At 60.0% G+C, this 20713-nt stretch carries 8 protein-coding genes; 5 read left to right on the top strand and 3 right to left on the bottom strand.

Translation table 11 applies throughout. The features are described from left to right. Nucleotides 1-156: 156 nt before the first annotated feature. Nucleotides 157-11193, bottom strand: coding sequence for a peroxidase family protein (locus ACA068_RS19445; RefSeq protein WP_497304050.1), 11037 nt, complete (start codon nucleotides 11191-11193; stop codon nucleotides 157-159). A gap of 692 nt (nucleotides 11194-11885) precedes the next feature. Between ACA068_RS19445 and ACA068_RS19450 the strand changes: the two genes are divergently transcribed. Genes ACA068_RS19450 through ACA068_RS19460 form a run of 3 tightly spaced genes read left to right on the top strand, consistent with a single transcriptional unit; the run spans nucleotide 11886 to nucleotide 16299 of the window. Continuing rightward, complete coding sequence (locus tag ACA068_RS19450) at nucleotides 11886-13622, top strand: type I secretion system permease/ATPase (RefSeq protein WP_497304052.1); 1737 nt, start codon at nucleotides 11886-11888, stop codon at nucleotides 13620-13622. Between the two features lie 6 nt (nucleotides 13623-13628). After that, entirely contained in the window at nucleotides 13629-14969 is a 1341-nt protein-coding gene (locus ACA068_RS19455; protein WP_497304054.1) for an HlyD family type I secretion periplasmic adaptor subunit, read from the top strand. Nucleotide 14970: 1 nt separating this feature from the next. Then, the gene (locus ACA068_RS19460) at nucleotides 14971-16299 is read left to right on the top strand and encodes a TolC family outer membrane protein (protein WP_497304056.1); all 1329 of its coding nucleotides are present in this window, start codon (nucleotides 14971-14973) and stop codon (nucleotides 16297-16299) included. 224 nt (nucleotides 16300-16523) lie between these two features. On the opposite strand, the gene ACA068_RS19465 is transcribed toward ACA068_RS19460, so the two are convergent. Next, nucleotides 16524-17309, bottom strand: coding sequence for a sulfite exporter TauE/SafE family protein (locus ACA068_RS19465; protein WP_497304057.1), 786 nt, complete (start codon nucleotides 17307-17309; stop codon nucleotides 16524-16526). 256 nt (nucleotides 17310-17565) lie between these two features. Next, entirely contained in the window at nucleotides 17566-18315 is a 750-nt protein-coding gene (locus ACA068_RS19470) for a hypothetical protein (RefSeq protein ID WP_497304059.1), read from the bottom strand. A 251-nt stretch (nucleotides 18316-18566) separates the two neighbouring features. Between ACA068_RS19470 and ACA068_RS19475 the strand changes: the two genes are divergently transcribed. Together ACA068_RS19475 and ACA068_RS19480 are read left to right on the top strand one after the other, a co-directional pair. Next, nucleotides 18567-19715, top strand: a complete 1149-nt coding sequence (locus tag ACA068_RS19475) for an aldose epimerase family protein (RefSeq protein WP_497304060.1) — start codon at nucleotides 18567-18569, stop codon at nucleotides 19713-19715. A 172-nt stretch (nucleotides 19716-19887) separates the two neighbouring features. After that, nucleotides 19888-20709: an aldo/keto reductase gene (locus tag ACA068_RS19480; protein ID WP_497304062.1), complete on the top strand. Its 822-nt coding sequence runs from the start codon at nucleotides 19888-19890 to the stop codon at nucleotides 20707-20709. The last annotated feature ends 4 nt before the right edge of the window (nucleotides 20710-20713 follow it).

Consider the following 20713-nt stretch of genomic DNA (forward strand, 5'->3'; position numbering starts at 1 on the left):
GTTGATCGAGCGTTTCCCACGAGCCGATATGCCAGCTTGCCAGGGTGGTTCACGCATTTTCGGCCGAACAAACGGCCAGAGTTTTAAAAAAATGGAGGGCATCCATTGCCCTCCCCTTCGATGTCCACGCTCCCTGCGACGTTGCTGATCAGAACCTCAAGTGGCCAGAATGAAGTCTGCGGCAGTGACGGTTGTTGCATCGGCCACACCGACCAGGCGGATGGACTCAGCTCCTGCGGAGCTGATCAAGGTATCCGCACCGACATCGGTGATGATGACGATGCCGGCAAAGGTCGCAGCAGTGACGCCGAACGCAGAAATATCGAGCCGGTCCTGGCCTCCCACCGCGTCGGCATCGAAGCCGATGATCTGATCAGCCCCGAAGCCCGCTGCGAACATGAAGATATCGTTGCCACTGCTGGCAACCATCATGTCGTTGCCAGCACCGCCAGTGACCGTATCGTTGCCAGTACCGCCATCGATAACGTCATTGCCGGTACCACCCAACAATGTGTCGTTAGCGTCACCACCGAGCAGCGTGTCGTTGCCTGTTCCACCATTCAAGACATCCGCCCCATCACCGCCGTCGAGGCTGTCATCGCCAGTGCCGCCGTTCAGGGTATCCGTGCCAATGCCACCGAACAGTTGGTCGTTACCGGCGTCACCATTCAGTGTGTCGTTGCCGCCGTTGCCGGTGAGGATGTCGTTGCCGTCGCCACCATTGAGAGTGTCATTACCCGCTCCGGCGGTGATGGCGTTGTTCAACCCGTTGCCGTTGCCGACGAAGTTGCCGGCTCCGGTGTAGGTCAGATTTTCGACATTAGCGCCCAGCGTGTAGCTGGCCAGCGAAGTCTGCACGGTGTCCGTACCGCCACCCGCCACCTCGACCACCACGTCTGCGGCTGCATCGACAACGTAGGTATCGTTGCCGGCTCCCCCCACCAACCGGTCAACACCTGCACCACCATTGAGGAGGTCGTTACCCACCCCGCCGGTGATGGTGTTGGCTAGCGCGTTACCGGTACCGGTGAAGTTACTGGCACCTGTATAGGTCAGGTTCTCGACGTTGGCACCGAGCAGGTAGTTCGTCAGGCTGGTTTGCACCAGATCGGTACCACCACCCAGCGCCTCGGTGACAAGGTCACCGATGTTGTCGACCACAAACGTGTCGTTGCCGGCACCGCCGTTCATGGCATCCGCGCCGAGCCCACCGTTGAGGGTGTCGGTGCCGTCCTCGCCATTGAGGACGTCGTTGTCGTCTCCGCCGTTGAGGATGTCGTTGCCCGTGCCGCCAAACAACTGGTCGATACCGGCCAGGCCATTCAGCGTATCGTTCCCGCCCAGGCCAATCAGCACATCGTTACCCGCGGTGCCGGTGAGGGTGTTCGCCAAAGCATTACCCTGCAGGACCACGCCCTGTATCACAATCGCTGCCGTCGCCGCAGAGGTCACCGACTCCAGCGTGCCGAAGCCATCGGTGTAGCGCACGATCACTCGCAGTTGCAGATTGACCTGCGCCGCACCAGGGGTGAAGGTCGCTGCCGTCGCGCCGTTGATGTTAGTGAAGGACGCGCCGACACCTTGCTGCCACTGGAAGCTGAAGGTGCCAAGCCCATCGGCATCGGCAATCCCAGCCGTCAGCGCGGTCAGCACCTGCCCTTGATCCGGTGTCGTATCGCTGATCAGCAACGCACCTGTCGGGGCATCGTTGACGTTGGCCACCGGCCCCAGGATGTTGGATGTAACGCTCTCGGCCGCACCGAAGTCATCCACGTAACCGATCACCACGCGCACTGCCTGGCCGACCTGAGCCTGGCCAAGCGCGAACGTGCTACTGGTAGCTCCGGCGATATTGACGAAGCCAGGCCCGTTGTTCGCCTGCCATTGGTAGGTGAACTGCGGATTGCTCAGGCCATCAACGTCGATGATGCTCGCCGGGTTAGCAGTCAACAGCTGGTTCTGCACTGCAAGCCCGGTGACGGTCGGCCCTGCAGTCGGTGCATCGTTGACGTTGTCCACCGGCCCCAGGATGTTGGACGAAACGCTTTCGGCCACACCTAAGTCATCCACGTAGCCCATCACCACGCGCACTTCCTTGTCGACCTGAGCCTGGCCAAGCGCGAACGTGCTAGCGGTAGCGCCCGCGATGTTGACGAAGCCAAGCCCGTCGTTCGCCTGCCACTGGTAGGTGAACTGCGGATTGCTCAGGCCATCAACGTCGATGATGCTCGCCGGGTCAGCGGTCAACAGCTGGTTCTGCACGGCAAGCCCGGTCACGGTCGGCCCTTCGGTCGGTGTACTGTTCCCGGACGAATCGACGATCTCCAGCGTGCCCTTGGCATCCTGGTACACCGCCCGGACGCGGATGTTCAGACCAGCGACATCGTCCGTCACCCGGTAGGTGGTGCCGATCGCCCGCGTTGCCTCGCCAGCAGCGACGGAGGTGATGTCATCATAGACACCCGAGCCGGCAATGGTTTCGACCTGCCAGTAGTAAGCCACCCCACCGGTCACCGCACCGGTCGGATTGGCCACGCTTTGGTTGTCCGCGTCGTGTACCCCCCGATCACTGACTCGCAGCAACTGGCCAGCAACCGGCGTATCGTCACGCACACCGGTGGCAGCATCGAGGATTGCCAGATGACCCGATGGGTCGTTGTTTTGCGCGGTGCCCACTCCGGACGATTGCGCCACGTCAGCGAACTGCAGACGCTCGATACCCGTCAACCGATCGACACCATCGCGCCCCGCCACCGAGTCGGTCACGATGACAGTGTCGCCATCGATCTCGATGCCGTATTCCCCCAAATTACCGGAGAACAACGCAGTGTCGTAGCTGTCATTGCCGGTCAGAATCTCTCGCACGATGACCAACTGGCCCGGGTTGTAAGTACCGTTCATCATGAACGGCACCAGCGGCTCCATGCTGTCGAACGTGGCGATTTCCTCGCCACTGCCATCGACATTTTCCCGCACGCTTATACGCACGTTCAGCCACTTGTCACCATCGATGATGTCGTCACCACTGCGACCTTCGATCAGGTCGCTGCCGCTACCGCCGAGGATGATATTGCCGCCGTCGAAGAACGTTGCTCCGGCGGGCAGAAGATCAGCCAGGCCGTCGATCAGGTTGATGTTGGTCAGCACACTGCCAGTTGCACCCGCGCCGGGCAGTGTTGTGGCATCTTCGTTATCACCGCGCAGGAAGTCACCGTGGGACGAACCCGACAAACCTTCCATGATGTCGAACCGCACCAGCGCCGAAGCACCCGAACCCGGTACCGGTGGAACATCGAAAAAGCGGTCGGTGAAGTCGATGGTCACGCCCTGGGCGAGCCCCTTGAAGGTCGCCCAGTCATAGCCGGAGCCACCGATATAGCGGTCACCCAGGCCGAGACTGCCGACCATGATGTCGTCGCCGCCCTCGCCGTTGAACTTGTCGTTTTCGCCAGCGCCGATGAACACATCGTGGCCGATTATCGGGTCGTTGCCGAGCGGGTCGAAGTTGTCGCCAGGTGCACCGTCCGAAGTGCCCTTCTCGATCCAGTCGTCGCCTTCGTTACCCATGTCCTGTTCGTTGGCTTTGCTGCCCAGAATGAAGTCGTTGCCGTGGCCACCAATAGCCTCGGAGGCGTCCTCGCCGGTCACGATGAAGTCATTGCCGAACCCGCCGATGATCAGGTTGACGCCATTGCCACCATGCAGCACGTCGTTGCCGTCGCCCCCCTGGATGTTATCGTCGCCGCCGCGGTCGCTGATGATGTCGTCGCCGGCGCCACCGCGCAGTTGGTCGTTGCCGTCACCGCCTTCGATGACATCGTTGCCGCCGTCACCCCAGACCGTGTCATCGCCTTCACTCGCAACGAGGATGTCTGCATTGTTGGTGCCGCCCAGCACGATGTGCTGATCACCCGTGTACTTGATGTAGTTGGTGTCCGGCCCCGCGGTCAGCGGGTTGTCGCGGAACACCACCTGCTCGCCGTTCTCGCCAAGCGGATCGGCGCTGCCCAGGCCATCGTTGTACTGCTTGCTCTGATCCCTTTCCAGATAGAAACCAGGGTCCGAGAACACCAGGCCCGGCAAGTGCGTAGCCGAGGTGTTGGCCATGATCAGCTTGGCGAACGAGTTGCTTTCCAGTTCGGCATTCATCGACAGGCCAGCGGTACGCTCAAGATAGTAGAAGCGGTCGCCGTCCTGCAGTTTTTCCAGCTGGTTCTCGAACACGAAGTTGAAGGTCGAGCCAAGCATGCCGCCGAACGGGGTTTTCTCTTCGGCCAGGCCGCCGATCCAGAGGTCGATGGCATCGACGCCCGTGACAGTCACCCCCTTCAGATCGTCAGCAGTACCCAGCAGCCCATCCTTGCCGGCCAGCGTTACGTTGGTCCAGGCACCGGTTCCGTTGAGGAAGTCCAGGCGATCAGCCGGCGCCCCCGTACCACCCAATACCAGCGCCAGAGCTGCAGCGCGTTTGTCTTCCAGCGTGGTCGCCTCCGTGATCGTGCTATGCGTGCCATAGGCCGCGATGAAGTTGATCAACGACTCCGGATGTTTGAGGTGCTGCACCAGGTCGACCCAGCTGGTGTACGGCTTGAGTTGGGTATCACCGGTTTGGCTGTAGATGTCGCGGCGGACCGCATTGAGCGAAGGAATCCCCACGTCGCGGCCACGGGCGATGTTTATCGCTGGCAGGTCGAGCGGCAGGCCGAGCAGGTTGTTGCGCAGCGCCTCGGTGACGAACTCGTCGATTTCGTTACCGGCTTGCCGAGTCATCCCACGCACGATCGCACTGGTCGCATCTTCGGGCGTCACGCCACTGGCGGCATACGCCAACGGGTTGAGGAACGCCGCGATCAGGCCGAGTTGCTGATCAGGATCAGCGCTGTTCGGATCGCCGATTACGTTGAAGTCGACGTCGAAGCGATCAACGGTCTCGGTCAGCATCGAGTGGCCAAACCGGTACACGGTATGGGCGAACTCGGCGACGATCGAGGCATCGAGGTCAACGTCATAGACCTGGGTCGGTGCAAAGAACAGGTCAACGTTGGGCTGGATAGTGCGCGCAAACTCTTCGAACACCAGGTGCTGATACTGCATCTCGGTGCCGAACTTGGCAGCCTGGAACAAGCGCTCGCCATTCCACACCAGCGCATCGATCTCAGCCTGGTTGGCGGGCAACCCGCTCACCGGAGTAAGCAGCCACTCGTTGAGGAAGGCTACGTCGCCCGAATCGAGCACGGTGTCCTTGGTCTGCGCGACCAGCCGATTGTGCTCGGAGTGGAAGATCGCATGCACCGCGGTCAGGCCGATGTTCTCGTTGACCCGGCCGTCGCCAGCGATGTAGTGCGCATCGAGCAACTCGTTGTCGTAGGCCAGGTTGGCCCCGGTCTGCGGATTGAACGGCACTGCGTTGCCAATATCGGAATCCGCGTCAGGCACGAGCACGCCACTGCTGAACACCGGCGCTGCATTGTGGGCAATGTCGGCGAGGAACTGGTGACCGGTGCGCACAGCATTGGTCAGGCTAATGGGGGCAAGCGGATTGCCTTCGACGAGCACGTCATCAGCCGTGCCACCAAGACCGTCAACGCCCTTCATCACGACCATCGGGAAGCCGTTCGGCCCCTTGATGAAATTGCCATAGGCGTCGGTCGCCAACAGCGGGGAGTTTTCGACGTCGGCGTCGGTAAGGCGGATACCCAGAATGTCGTTGGCCTGCGCCTTGACCACTTTCCAGGTCGCCATACCACCGATTTCGATGTCGTCTGCGGTACCAAACTTGCCATCCGCCCCCAGGTCACGGTTAGTGATCAGCCGGCCGGTCGCGATGGGGCCGTTGTCGGTCAGCTCATAACCGCGTAGGAAAACCTGGTGCGATGGGTGCGAGCTGTAGGTCTGGTTTTGATCCACGAATGGCGACGTGGTGTTCGTGTGCTCATGGATGTCGTCGGCCGTGCCGAGCACGCCATCCGACCCTGGCTGGTTGGTCGCGCGGGTCAGCACCATGAAGTTAGTGTTGCCACCTGGCACATACAGCGGATCATCCGGTTGCAGCGGAATGAAGATGGTGCCCGAACCGCCTTTGGTAAGCAGGTCCAGCCCATGATCGAAGAACTGCCCGAAGAAGGTCATCCAGGCGTTGAACGGCGCGGACAACCCTGCGTCCGGCGCGGTGTTCTCGAACAGGTACACATCATGGTCGTCGGCAGTACCGAACTGACCATCCATGCCGGGGCTGGCGACTATTCGAGTGCCATCCTTGAGCACGTCGTCGTTCCCCTCCGCGCCGAAGTTGAGCACACCGTCCGCACCCGGGTCGTAAGCCGTGGCATAGGCCGCCGGGTTGTTCGACGTCTGGTCAACGATCAGATTACTGATGGTGCGCGGCTGCGAGTCAAACACAAAACCGCTGCTCTGCTGATACGACGAACCCGGGATCGCCGGCGAGCCGGGGCCGAAGAAGCCGGCAGGAGCACCTTCCGCCGGATTGAAGACCGGATCGGTCAAGCGCGGGAAGGTGTTATCCGCAGCACCATACTCGGTGTTGTTGATGCCGTTGAGGTTCATCAGGTTGTTGTTCGAGCCATCGACCGCACGCAGGCCCAACGGCGCGCGGATATTCGGGATCAGCGAGAGGATGTCCTGACCGGCCGCATCAGCCTCGGCAATCTTGATCTGATCAAGGATGAAGTTGAGGTCGGAGCGGACCATGTGAAGGCCCTCGCCACCCTCGGTAGCATTGACTACCGGTGTCTGCGCCGTCGGCACAACCGGCTCGCCGGGAGCCACCACATCAGTCGGTTGCGAGAACACCACTTCAGTCGTGCCATGACCATCCTGGTAGATCGCTTTGACCCGCAGTGCCAGCCCGGCAAGATCCGGCGAGACCTTGAACGTGGTGCCGTCGGCACTTTGGAACGCCAGGTCACCCGCTGGCAGCAGGATGATGTCTTCGAACACGCCGGTGCCAGGGTCGGCTTCGAACTGCCAATAGTAGGACACTGAGGCGTTGTTGACGAAACCCTGCGGGTTACCCGCCGCGATGTTGTTGGAATCGCGCACTCCGGCCATGCTCACCGTCAGTGTGTCGCCCACAGTGATCGCGCCGCCGTTTCCATCCGCGACGGTCGGCCTGCCCACCGGTTGTTCGTTCAGCCCCGGGACCAGCACTTGCTGGGTATCGGCGAACTGCAAGCGCTCGATGTGCAGCAAGGTATCGGTGCCGTCGCGACCCACTTCGGTATCGGTGACCGTCCAGACATCGTCCGCCACATTGGCCGTGCCGCGGGTGTCACGCGTCACCACATACTCAGACTGAAGGCCGGAGAAAACGGCAGTGTCGAAAGCCGCCCCGCCTGTCGAAGTGCCGGGCAGGATTTCCCGCACGGCCTTGAGCTGACCTGGGTTATAGGTGCCGTCGATCATGAACGGGATCATGTCGACCATGCTGTCGAAGGTGGCGATTTCAGGGCCGGTATGGTTGCCGTCGTTGGGTCCATACACCGCAATTCTGACGTTGATCCATTTGTCGCCATCGATCAGATCATCGCCACCGCGGCCCTCGATCAAGTCACTGCCATTGCCACCGAGGATGATGTTGCCCGTGGCAAAGCCAGTGGTCGGCAAGCCGGCATCGGCCAGAAACTGCTCCAGTCCGCGAATCAACGCCACATTGGTCAGCGCACTGCCCGTGGTCCCACCGTGGTCGACGATAGTGACCGCATCAACATTATCGCCCTTGAGCACATCGCCGAATTGCGAACCGGACAAGCCTTCGACCTCGGCAAAACGGTCGAGGATCGAGGTCGGCGAGGCGCCGACCGGATTGAACGGCCCGTTGTTCTGGTTTGGCGCGTTGCCGTGTGGTTGCGCCAGCGTGGCCATGGTCAGATCAACGGTCACGCCGACCCTGTCATTTTTGTAGGTCACCCAGTCGAAACCGGACATACCGTCCATATTGTCCTGGGCATCGCTGCCGACAAAGATGTCGTCGCCACCCTCGCCGATCATTTCGTCGAAGCCACCACCACCAACAAAGATGTCATTGCCGATCGTATCGTCATTGAGCAACGGCGCAGCGTTATCGCCAGGCGCACCGTCCTGGGTGCCCTTCTCGATCCAGTCATCACCTTCGTTGCCGGTAGCTGGCAGGTTGGTCTTGGCACCGAGGATGAAATCGTCACCCTGACCGCCGAAGGTGGTGCTGACGTCTTCGGTGGTGATGATGAAGTCTTGGCCATCGCCCCCCAGGATCAGGTTGCCGCCAACGAGCATGCTACCGGCGATGATCACATCGTTACCGGTATTACCTTCCAGACGGTTGTCACCGAACGAGTCGGTGATGATGTCATCGCCCGCGCCGCCCAGTACCGCATCGTTCCCGGCGCCGCCTTCGAGGCGGTCGTTGCCACCGTCGCCGTAAACGGTGTCATCACCGTCACCGGAGACGATGATGTCATTGCCAGCGGTGCCGCCCAGGACGACATGGTCTTCACCGGTGTATTGCAGATAATTACTGTCCGCACCCACGGTGTTGGGGTTATCGCGGATCACCAGCGGCACGATTTCCACGCCGTTGATCATGAGGCCGCCAGTTGGATCGGCGCTGCCCGCGCCAAGGCCAGTGAACTGATTGGCCTGATTCACTTCGAGGGTGAACGTCGGCGTCAGGAACACCGTGTTCGACAGGTGAGTGACATCGGTGTTGAGCATGATCAGCTTGGCAAAGGAGTTGTTTTCCAACTCGGTGCCGAAGTTCAGGCCCGCGGTACGTGACAGATAGTAGAAGCGGTCGCCGTCCTGCAACGCCTCCATCTGGGTCTCAAACACGAAGTTGAACGACGAGCCGAGCATACCGCCGAACGGCATCTTCTGTTCGGCGAGGCCACCGACCCAGAAGTCGATATCGTCGACGCCCGTGATCGTTACACCCGTCAGGTCGTCTGCGGTACCCAGTACCCCGTCCCTGCCGGCCTTCGTTACGTTAGCCCAGGCACCGCTACCGTTGAGGAAGTCCAGGCGGTCAGCCGGCGAACCGGCACCACCGAATACCAGCGCCAGGGCAGCATCGCGTTTGCCTGCCAGCGTAGTCGCGGCCGTAATGGTGTCATGCGTGCCATAGGCCGCGATGAAGTTGACCAACGACTCGGGGTGTTTGAGATTGTCCGCCCAGTCAGCCCAACTGATGTACGGCTTGAGTTGGCTGTCACCGGTTGATTCGTAGAACTCACGCCGCGCCTCATTCAACGTGGGGATACCCGTGTCGCGACCACGCGCCAGGTTCAGGGCCGGCAAATCGAGGGGCAGACCGAGCAGATTGTTGCGCAACGCTTCGGTGACGAACTCGTCGATCTCGTTGCCGAGCTGGCGGGTCACACCGCGAATGATCGCCCCTGCCGCTTCGTCTGCAGTAGCGCCACTGCCAGCGAATGCCAGCGGATTGAGGAAGGCCGCGATCAGACCGAGTTGCGAGTCCGGGTTGTTCGGGTCAGTGAGGAGCGGATTGAACTCGGGGTCGAAGCGATCGACGGTCTCGGTCAACATCGAGTGACCGAAGCGGTAGACCACGTGGGCGAACTCGGCGAGGATGGCCGGGTTGATTGAGGTGTCATAGCCGTTGGGGGCAAGGAATGCGTCGACCTGCGGCTGAACGGTCCGCGCGAACTCCTCGAACACCAGGTGCTGGTACTGCATCTCGGTGCCGAACTTGGCGGCCTGGAACAGCCGTTCGCCGTCCCACACCAATGCTGCGATTTCGGCGAGTGTAGTCGGTATCGCGACCACATCGTCCACCAGCCACTCATTGAGAAACGCCAGATCGCCAGCGGCCAGGATGGTTTCCTTGGATTGCTGGACCAGGCGGTTGTGCTCGGAATGGAACACATGGTGCACGGCGGTCAGGCCGATGTTCTCGTTCGCCCGGCCATCGCCGGCAATGTAGTGAGCGTCGAGCAGTTCGTTGTCGTAGGTCAGGTTGTTGCCGACAGCGCCAACCGGCTGCGCATTGCCGATATCGGCGTCAGCATCTGCCTGCAGAACCCCGCCGACGACTACCGGCGCGGCATTGTGGGCGATGTCGTCGAGGAAGCCATGCCCGGTGCTCACGGCGCTGGCCAGACTGATCGGAGCATCCCGGTTGCCTTCGACCAGTTGCGTGACGTCATCAGCCGTCCCGGCAATACCGTCAGTACCGTTACTGACGCGCATCACCACCTGCGGCATACCGCTCGAGCCCCGGATGAAGTTGCCATACGCATCCGTTGCCAGCAGCGGCACGTTGTGCACATCGGCGTCGGTCAGGTTGATGCCGAGAATGTCACGGGCCTGGGCCTTGACCACTGCCCAGGTCGCCATGCCGCCATTTTCGCCGTCGCCATCATCGGCCGTGCCGAACTTGCCATCGGCGCCGAGATCGCGGTTGGTAATCAAGCGTCCCGTTGCAACAGGGTCACCTGCCGCGTTGAGGACGTATTCGCGCAGGAATACCTGATGCGAGGGGTGCGAGCTGTAAGTCTGGCTCTGGTCCACGAACGGCGAGGTGGTGTTGGGCTGGCCATCATCGGTAGTGCCGACAATTCCGTCCGCGCCGGCTGTACGCACTGCCCGTGACAGCACCATGAAATTGGTCGGGCTACCCGGCACGAACAACGGATCGTCCGGCTGCAACGGAATAAACACGATGTCGGTACTGCTCTTGCTGAGCAGGTCGAGGCCGTGGTCGAAGAACTGGCCAAAGAAGGTCATCCACGAGTTGAAGCCGGCGGTCAGGCCAACGTCCGGCGACTCATTGGGGATGAAGAACACTTGCTTGTCGTCTTCCGTGCCAAACACACCATCGAAACCTGGGCTGATCACCGGGTCGGCACCGCCGTTCGCCGCAACCGCGGCCGGGTTGTTGGCGGTCTGATCATTGATCAGGTTACTGATGATCCGTGGCTGCGGGTCGATCACCGACCCGGTCCCGGCATAGGCCGCTCTATAAGAAGCATCAAGCAGGCGCAGGAAAGAATTGTCCGCTGCGCCAAATTCGGTTTGCCCGGCGACCAGGTTGTTGGAGCTGCCATCGACGGTACGCAAACCGAATGGCACCTGACTGTTAGGTAGCAAATCATTGAGGCTGGCGCCGTCAGCATGCGCTTCGGCGATGAAGATTTGCTTGAGGATGAATTCCAGGTCCGACTTGTTGAAATTAGCCATTGCGGTGTCCTCGATATATTGGGGAAAAAGCACGGGACGATGAAACCCTCCCACGCCCAGTCAGGTGCTGGCTTGCGCAGTTCGTTGGTTCGGTTGTTTGGCGAAAGCAGGCGTGGATCAGGCAAAGCCGTCCCCTGCGCCCGGTAAGGCGCGCCTGGAGTTCGCGCAATGAAATGTCGCTGAGCGATTAGGCAGAGCGATTCCGGGCCGCTGGTGGGCCATGGAATCGGGAAGTCGAAGAGAACTTCCTGAACAGCTCCGTCACGGTGCAACAGAACGAAATGATCGACATGCCATGCTCCTTCAGGACCACCGTGCCTTGCACTTTCGAAGCGATGGCAGGCTTCAGACGGGCGCCCTTGCACATGACTAAAGTTCCATAGCAATGCGCTGTCAATATTACGACGTAAAAAAAGACGATCGGCATTTGACATGCCAACTTACTGTTATTAAACGATATATATAAATTCAGATGAACTAATAGAGCGAAATGTTATTTAAAACTGTATCGCTAGAGAGACAAACGCCACCTACGCTGCTGCATGTGAACATAAAAACTTATGGAACTTTTCCAAGAACGCTATGGCTTGTGTCCACGATAAGCATTCGCAACTACATCTATGGTTTGTCACACATTTGCTTTGCTGCTTTTTGCCGCAAGCACAACCGGCTTTTCGGTGAGGGACTATCAAATGCACAAGCTCTCAAGCACCCGATCCGAACTGGCCGAGGCGCTCTTTCGACTTCGCCGCAGTTTTTACTCGTTGGCCGGATTCAGCGGCGTCATAAACGTCATGATGTTGACGCCAGCCATTTACATGCTGCAGGTCTATGATCGAGCCTTGGTCAGTCGAAACGTCACAACATTGACGATGTTGACCTTCCTGGTGATCGGCCTGTTCCTGCTAATGGCCACGCTGGAAATGTTCCGCACCCGGGTGATGATCCGAGTCGGCAACTGCCTCGACATGGACCTTAATCGACGCATTTTCACCGCAGCATTCGAGCGCAACCTGAGCCGCGCCGGAGGTAATCCGGCCCAGGCCCTGCAAGATCTCGCACAGGTGCGTCAATTTCTCACCGGCAATGGTCTGTTCGCATTCTTTGATGCGCCATGGACCCCCATCTACCTGCTGGTCGCCTATTTGATCCACCCGCTGCTCGGACTGGTCACGCTGATCGGCTCGCTGATTCTGGTGGGCCTGGCTTATCTCACCGAGAAGGCAACGCAAAAGCCACTGGCCGAAGCCAATCAGGCCGCCCTTTCCTCCGCCAGCTACGCCAACAACAACCTGCGCAACGCCGAGGTTATCGAGGCCATGGGCATGCTGCCTTCGATCGGCAAGCGCTGGTACCAAAGCCATTTGCACATTCTGGAAATGCAGACCCTGGCTTCCGACCGTGCCGCCCTGATCAGCAGTACCGGGCGCTTCGTGCGCATCACTTTGCAATCGCTGATCCTCGGCGCCGGCGCGCTGCTGGCGATCGAAGGCAAGATCACCCCGGGGATGATGATTGCTTGTTCGATCCTCACCGGCCGCGCGCTGGCCCCGGTTGAACAAGTCATCGCGTCGTGGAAGCAACTGCTTGGCTGCCGTTCGGCATGGGGCCGGTTGAACGAGATGCTGAACGACTATCCTCGCCGGCCACCGAGCATGTCGCTGCAGCGGCCGCTGGGCATGCTGGCGGTGGAGAATGTGTATGCCGGTGCGCCCGGCACCAGCAACACGATTCTGCGCGGAGTGAGCTTCAACCTTTCCCCCGGCGAAAGCCTTGGCATTATCGGTCCATCCGCCTCGGGCAAATCCACCCTCGCCCGTCTGTTGGTCGGCGTCTGGCCGGCGCAGGCCGGCAAGGTGCGCCTGGACGGCGCGGACATCTTCACCTGGAACAAGGGCGAACTTGGCCCCTGGCTCGGTTACCTGCCACAGGACGTGGAGCTGTTCGAGGGCACCATCGCCGACAACATTGCGCGCTTTGGCGAAGTGGACAGCGACGCGGTCATCCGTGCCGCCAGGGCGACGGGAGTGCACGAGATGATCCTGCGTTTGGCGCAGGGTTATGAGACCCGCCTGGGCACAGATGGCAGCCCGCTTTCCGGAGGCCAGAAGCAACGCATCGCCCTGGCCCGCGCGCTGTATGGAGAACCCAATCTGATTGTGCTGGATGAGCCGAACGCCAACCTCGACGACGTCGGTGAAAAGGGCTTGGTCGACGCGCTGGCTCAACTGAAAAACCGCGGCGCCACCGTCATTCTGATTTCCCACCGTCCCAATGTGCTCTGCGCCGTCGATAAGGTGCTGATGCTGCGCGACGGCGGTGTGCAGATGCTCGGTACTCGCGACGAAGTATTCGCAGCGCTGCGCAAGGCCAGTGTGATGCCTGCAGGCGCATCGACTCCGCTGGCATCCGTCAAAGCACGGGAGTGACCGATCATGCAAATGAGTCAACACACCGAGATGATTCTCGCCGATCCCAGGAATGTGGTGGATCTGGACGTCGGTAAACCCGTGCGCTGGGGCATGTTGCTGATGCTCGCTGGCTTCGGCGGCTTCCTCCTGTGGTCCTGGCTCGCGCCGCTGGATGCCGGCGTGGTCGCGACTGGCACGGTCAAAGTCACCAGCAATCGTAAAGCCGTGCAGCATCTGACCGGCGGCACTGTGGAGGCGATTCTTGTTCGCGAAGGTGATGCAGTGAAAAAAGGCCAGGAAGTGGTCCGCCTCGACTCACTGCGTGCCGCGTCCGAACAGGGTGCGGTCAGCGCCCAGTACATCGTCAGCAAGACGGTGGAAAACCGTCTGGAAGCGGAACGCGACGGCCGCGACGTGGTGAACTACGACCCCGAATTGCTCAAGCGCTTCGGCAATGACCACCGCCTGGTGGCCGCCATGAATCTGCAACAACGCCTGCTGGACACCCGACGCGTCGGCCTCGCTGGCGAAATCAGCATCCTTCAGGAAAACCTCGCGGCGTCGGCGGTGCAGCTCAAGGGCCTGCAGCAGGTCTATGGCGCCCGCGCCTCGCAGATCGACTTCCTCAACCAGGAACTGAAAGGCACCCGCGTGCTGGCGGCCGAAGGCTATGTGCCACGCAACCGCCTGCTTGAGCTGGAACGCAGTAATTCCGACCTCTCCGCCGGCCAGGCCGAAAACCTCAACAACATCGCCCGCATACGCAGCCAGACCACCGAAATCAAGCTGCGCATCCTGCAGCGCCAGCACGATTACCAGAAGGAAGTCGAATCGCAGCTCACCGACACAGCCAAGGAAAATACCACCCTGGCCGACCGCTTGCGTGCGCTGGACTATGAAGTGACCCACACGGTGATTCGCTCGCCCATCGATGGCATCGTCCAGTCACTGAGCATTGCGACCATCGGCGGGATCATTCAGCCCGGCTTCAAAATCATGGAAATCGTTCCGGACAATGAACCGCTGCAGGTTGACGCGATGATTCCGGTACAGGCCATCGACAAGATGGTCCCCGGCCTGGCCGTGGACATTGCCTTCCCGGCCTTCAACCATGCCCAGACGCCCAACATCCCCGGTCGCGTGAAGACCGTCTCCGCCGACCGCCTGCTCGACGAGGAAAGCAAGCAACCGTTCTATCTGGCTCAGGTAGAAGTCACGCCCGACGGCATGAGCCTGCTTGGCAGCAATCACATTCGTCCCGGTATGCCCGCCAGCGTCACCATCAAAACCGGCGAGCGCAACTTGATGAGCTATCTTCTCAAACCAATGCTCGAGCGTGTTGACAGCGCCTTCAAGGAACAATGAAATGGACCGTCATTGCCTGATCTTTTGCCTGCTGGCGCTGTCCTTCCCGGCTGGCGCCATGGACCTCAAACAAGCCTGGGATCTGTTGCAGTACCAAGGCCCCGTCTACCGCGCCGCCGTACATGAAAAAGAGGCCGGCCTGGAAAACCGTGCCATTGGCCAGGCCGGCCTGCTACCGCAGATCAGTGCCTCGGCCTACGACAACAAGGTCAATGGCACCCAGCGCCAGAGCGGCATCGAAAGGGATCTCGACTACGACTCCAAGGGCGCTAATGTGCGCTTGCGCCAGCCACTGTTCAACAAACAGAAAATGGCCGAGTACCGCCAAGGTAATCAGCGTGCCGATTACAGCGTCGCAGTGTTCGACGCCAAGAGTCAGGACGCCGCAGTGCGCCTGGCCGAAAGCTATTTCGACGTGCTCCTGGCCAGCGAAACTATCATCCTTGCCAAATCCAAGTTAAGCGCCTTTGACGAGCAACTCGCTTCGGCTAAACGACGCATGGAGTTGGGGGCCGGCACCGTCACCGACATCGACGAGTCGGTCGCTCGCCGCGACCTCGCCGCGGTTGAGCTGATCGAAGCGCAGGACAACCTGGTCAACGCGCGCCGCAAGCTTGAGGAATTTATCGGTGAAACCCCCGAATCGCTGACCACCTTGCATCCGACCTTCGATACGCCACCGCTGCTACCGAGCAACCTGCAGGACTGGTTGATCAAGGCTCAGACCGACAGCCCGCTGATCCATGCGCGCCGTCATAGCAGCGACCTCGCTGAAGAAGAAGTGAAACGCGCCAGGGCTGGCCACTGGCCGACACTGGATTTCGTTGCCGGCTACACGGCGGGCGATAGCCAATCAATCTCCGAGCTGAATCAACGCAACCGCTACGCCTCAATCGGGCTGGAAGTAAACTTCCCGTTGTACAACGGTGGCGGCACTAGCGCGTTGACGCGCCAGGCGAGTGCCAATAGCTATAAGGCCCTGGACGAACTCGACGCTACGCGCCAGGAAGTCGTCTCCGGTACCACCCGCGAGTATCGCGGCGTACAGAGCGGCGCCAACCGTATTCACGCGTTGGAGAAGGCAGTGGAGTCCAACGAGCGTTCACTGAATTCGGCACGCAAGGGCTTCAAAGAAGGCGGCACCAGCACCAACTCGGACGTTCTCAATGCCGAGGAGCTGCTCTTCGATGCGCGCCACGATCTGTTCGAGGCCAAGTTGCGCTACTTGATGTCGCGCCTGCGCCTGGTCTCTTCGGTGGGCAGTCTGGGCGACGACGATATCGACCACATCAACAACTATCTCGGCCCGGAGCTATTGGTCACCAACTGACTTTCACCTGCGCGGCACTTTTACAAGGTGGTCGGCAAAACCCGGGCCCCCAACAGCGTTCCCTTCGCCCTCATTCGAGGATGCGCCACTTCGTACTGGGCCAGACCGACGGCCTGAAATGTCGCCGCTAACCGAAAACTGACCCAGTTGTTCAACTGCTTCTGCGCAAATCCGGGTTAAAAAAAAGCCCTGATATCAGGGCTCATTTTCGTCTGTAGTACACGCTAAAACGCCAGTTTATAGCCGATCAGCACCAGCATCGTGGCCAGGCACGGACGCAGTACTTCGTCGGAGATGCGACCAGTCAAGTGACTGCCCAGGTAAATCCCTGGCAGCGAACCGATCAGCAAGTAACCCAGCACCTGCCAATCCATGTTGCCCATGCTCGCATGACCCAGGCCGGCGACCAGGGTCAGGGGCACGGCGTGGGCGATTTCCGTGCCGACGAGGCGGCGCGTCGGCAGTAGCGGGTAGAGGATGAACAGCGCCACGGTGCCGAGGGCGCCGGCACCAATGGAGGTCAGCGCGACCATGGTGCCCAGCACCAGACCGGTGATGACCGTCAACACATTCAGGCGTGAACCGCTGGGGTTGTAATGGCCTCCCGCACGCTTGTGGGCGAAGTCGAGCAGGCGTTTCTTGAAGAAAATCGCCAGGGCCGTGGCAAACAGCACGAAGCCCAGCGCCTGTTTGATAACGGCGTTCATCGCGTCGGGAGAAGTCTGCAAACTGCTCAGGAACCACAGCGTCAACGCTACCGCCGGTACGCTGCCGAGGGTCAGCCAACCGGTGATCGCCCAATCGATATTGTTGTTCTTGCGATGAACCAGCACACCACTGGATTTGGTAATGGCCGCGTACAGCAAGTCGGTGCCCACCGCCGTGGCCGGATTGATCCCGAACCACAGCAGAATCGGGGTCATCAACGACCCACCGCCTACGCCGGTCATGCCGACGATAAAGCCGACGACCAACCCTGCCACCACCAACCCGAAGTTAACGAAATCCATTAACACGCCCGCACAAACACATGAAAAAACTGGCCCGCAGCATAGCGATTTTTCTTATAACCACTTATATCGATAAGAACTATCGTTATTCCTCAACACACCATTCCCCCTGTGTACGCAAGTCCCCTGTGGGAGCGGGCTTGCTCGCGAAGGGGCCGTCACATCCAGCATTGATGTGGCTGACAGTCCGCTTTCGCGAGCAAGCCCGCTCCCACAGGGGGGATCTCTGCTGTGTCAGTGAGGTGGTGAGGTTGATCTACTGCACCGGCAAGAAATTCAGGAACAGCAAGCTCTGGGCGTAGTTCAGGCCGATCCGCCGATAGCGCTCGTCCAGCATCTGCGTCAGCAAGTCCAGTCGCGCAACGATCTTGCCGAACTCCACGGCAAAACTAAGATTGCTGCCCTCCTCCGAAATTTCGTTGGAGAACAGCAAGGGCTCACCGTTTTTACTTTGCCGCTGACTCAAAATCCAAGTGGCTTTCTCGATGTTGCGCGCAGCGTTGCTGACGAAGGTCGGGTTGATCGCATCGGTCATGTAGAACTCGAGACGATTGCCGTGGGCGGTGACCAGCATGCTGCCGATGGCGTAGATGAAAGCGCCGACCCGGTCGCCAAGGAACTCCGGGCTCATGGCGTAGCTCAGCGCCGCGAGGTCTTTCTTGCCGCCGAGGGTGGGCAGCGGCTGTTGCTGTTCGATGGCCAGGCGCACTTGTTTACCGGCGGTGCGTGCGTCGAGGAAGCCGGATTTTTTCAACTCGTCCGGGTTACGCAGGTAGAGCTTGCTCATCAACAAGTAGAGGCTGTCGAGGTTGTCGCGCATCGCCAGGGTCGCCATTCGGTCGACGCTGGTCTGGAGGAATTCCTGTGGCGTGCCTTCGCGGAACTGGCTGACGATGTCGCTGCCCTGTTGCTGGCTGCAACCGCTGGCGAAGAGCATCGACAGGCTGGCCAGCAGCAGGCAATGGCGACGTATTGATGAGGTGAAGAAGGGTAAAACTCGAGCCATGGGTGCTTGAACTTGGGCATTGGCCGACGGTGGGGATCGCCGCAGGCTGGCCAAGGATAGAGCCGCCAAACCTGAAAAAGTGCAGTGCCGATGGTCCGTAAACGCTGGCCTCCAGAACGAACAGCGACATATTAGTCATACTTTATTATTGCAACAGTTCGCACATAAGCTATAAATCCTTCCTTGACTGACGATCAAAATCGCCAACTAGTATGACTAAATACCAAAAATAACAAAAAGGAAGGTCAACCATGCTGCACTCCCGACACCTGCTCTCCAGCCTCGGACTGTCCCTGATGATCGCCACTCTCCCCACTCAAGCAGCTGGCTTGTCCAGCGAACACAAAGCGTTCGGCAAGACCAACGACGGCACACCCGTCGAGCAATACGTCTTGCGCAACAGCCATGGCCTGCAAGCCACGATCATTACCTACGGCGGCATTTTGCAGTCGCTGAAGGTGCCGGACAAAAACGGCAAGCTCGACGACGTAGTGCTGGGTTTTGACGATGTTCAGGGCTATCAGAGTGGCACGGCGTACTTTGGCGCGACCATCGGGCGTTTCGGCAATCGCCTGGCCAACGGCGCGTTCGAGCTGGACGGCAAACGCTATCAAGTACCGCTCAATGACGGTTCCAACTCGCTGCACGGCGGCCCGCAGGGTTTTGACAAGCACGTGTGGAAAGCCCAGCCGAGCAAAAGCAAGGATTCGGTGGGTGTGACCCTGACGTATCTGTCGGCCGACGGTGAAATGGGCTTCCCCGGCAACCTCAAAACCGAGGTCACTTACAGCCTCACCGAGAACAATGAGTTACGCATCGACTACAAGGCCAGCACGGATAAACCGACCGTACTGAACCTGACCAACCACAGCTATTTCAACCTCGCCGGCGCGGGCAACGGGGATGTGCTGAAACAGCTCGTCACCCTGCATTCGACCCATTACACGCCAGTCACCGCCAAGCTGATACCGACCGGCGAACTGGCCCCGGTCGCCGGTACGCCGATGGACTTCACACAGCCCACCGCCATCGGCAAAAACATCAAGGCCGATCACCCGCAACTGAAATTCGCCGAGCCGAAACAGGGTGGATTCGATTTCAACTGGGCTCTGGACGCCAAGGGTGACGTGGGCAAACTGGCTGCCGCTGTCAGCGACCCACTCTCCGGACGCCGCTTGCAGCTCTACACCACTGAACCCGGCGTGCAGTTCTACACCAGCAACTTCCTCGACGGCACGGTCAAGGGCAAGGGCGGCAAGGTTTATCCGCATTGGGGCGCGTTTACCCTGGAGACCCAGCACTACCCGGACTCGCCGAACCAGCCGAATTTCCCGTCCACCCGACTTGACCCGAGCAAGACCTATACCCAGCACACTGTGTTGAAGTTCTCGGCCGACTAACCTCCGGCATCACACGTTGTAGCAACTGCCGAGCCTGCACCACCTGTGGGAGCGGGCTTGTGTGGCGAAGGGATTTATCCCCTCGCCACAGGGCTCCTACACGTCTACGGAACCACCGAGGTATTCTGCTGCCAACCTAAGAGTATTTATCGATTCGAAAATGGAGGTTTTCATGCGGACCCTCGAACTGGCCGGCATCAAGGTTCCGGTCATCGGCCAAGGCACCTGGCGCATGGGAGAAGATCCCTCGCAACACAGCAAGGAAGTCGCCGCGCTGCGCCTGGGCATCGAGTTGGGCATGACCCTGATCGACACCGCCGAGATGTACGCCGAAGGCGGCGCGGAGGAAGTGGTGGGTGAAGCCATTACAGGCCTGCGCGACAAGGTCTTTCTGGTCAGCAAGGTCTACCCGCACAACGCCAGCCGCAAAGGCATTCCCCAGGCCTGCGAACGCAGCCTGCGGCGCTTGAACACCGATTACATCGATTTATACCTGCTGCATTGGCGCGGTCAGTATCCGCTCGAGGAAACCGTCGAAGCCTTCGAACGGCTGCGTGAAGACGGCAAGATCGGCCGTTGGGGCGTGTCCAATTTCGACGTCGACGATCTACAGGAATTGAACTCACCAGCCTGCGCCACCAACCAGGTGCTATACAACCTGGAAGAGCGCGGCATCGAATTTGATCTGCTGCCCTGGTGCAAACAGCATCAGCAGCCGTTGATGGCATACTGTCCCATCGGTCAGGGAGGAACGATGCTGGCGCATCCGGCGCTCAAGCAGATTGCCGCCCGTCACGCCGTGACGCCGGCTCAGGTAGCACTGGCATGGATACTGCGACAGACAGGCGTGATCGCCATTCCCAAAGCGGTCAGACCTGAACATGTGCAACTGAATGCGCAGGCCGCACAATTGCGGCTCGAAGACGAGGACCTGAAGGCGCTGGACCACGCGTTTCACGCGCCACAACGCAAGCACCGGTTGGCCATGGTCTAAGCCA

The sequence above is a fragment of the Pseudomonas sp. LBUM1660 genome (assembly GCF_059695935.1).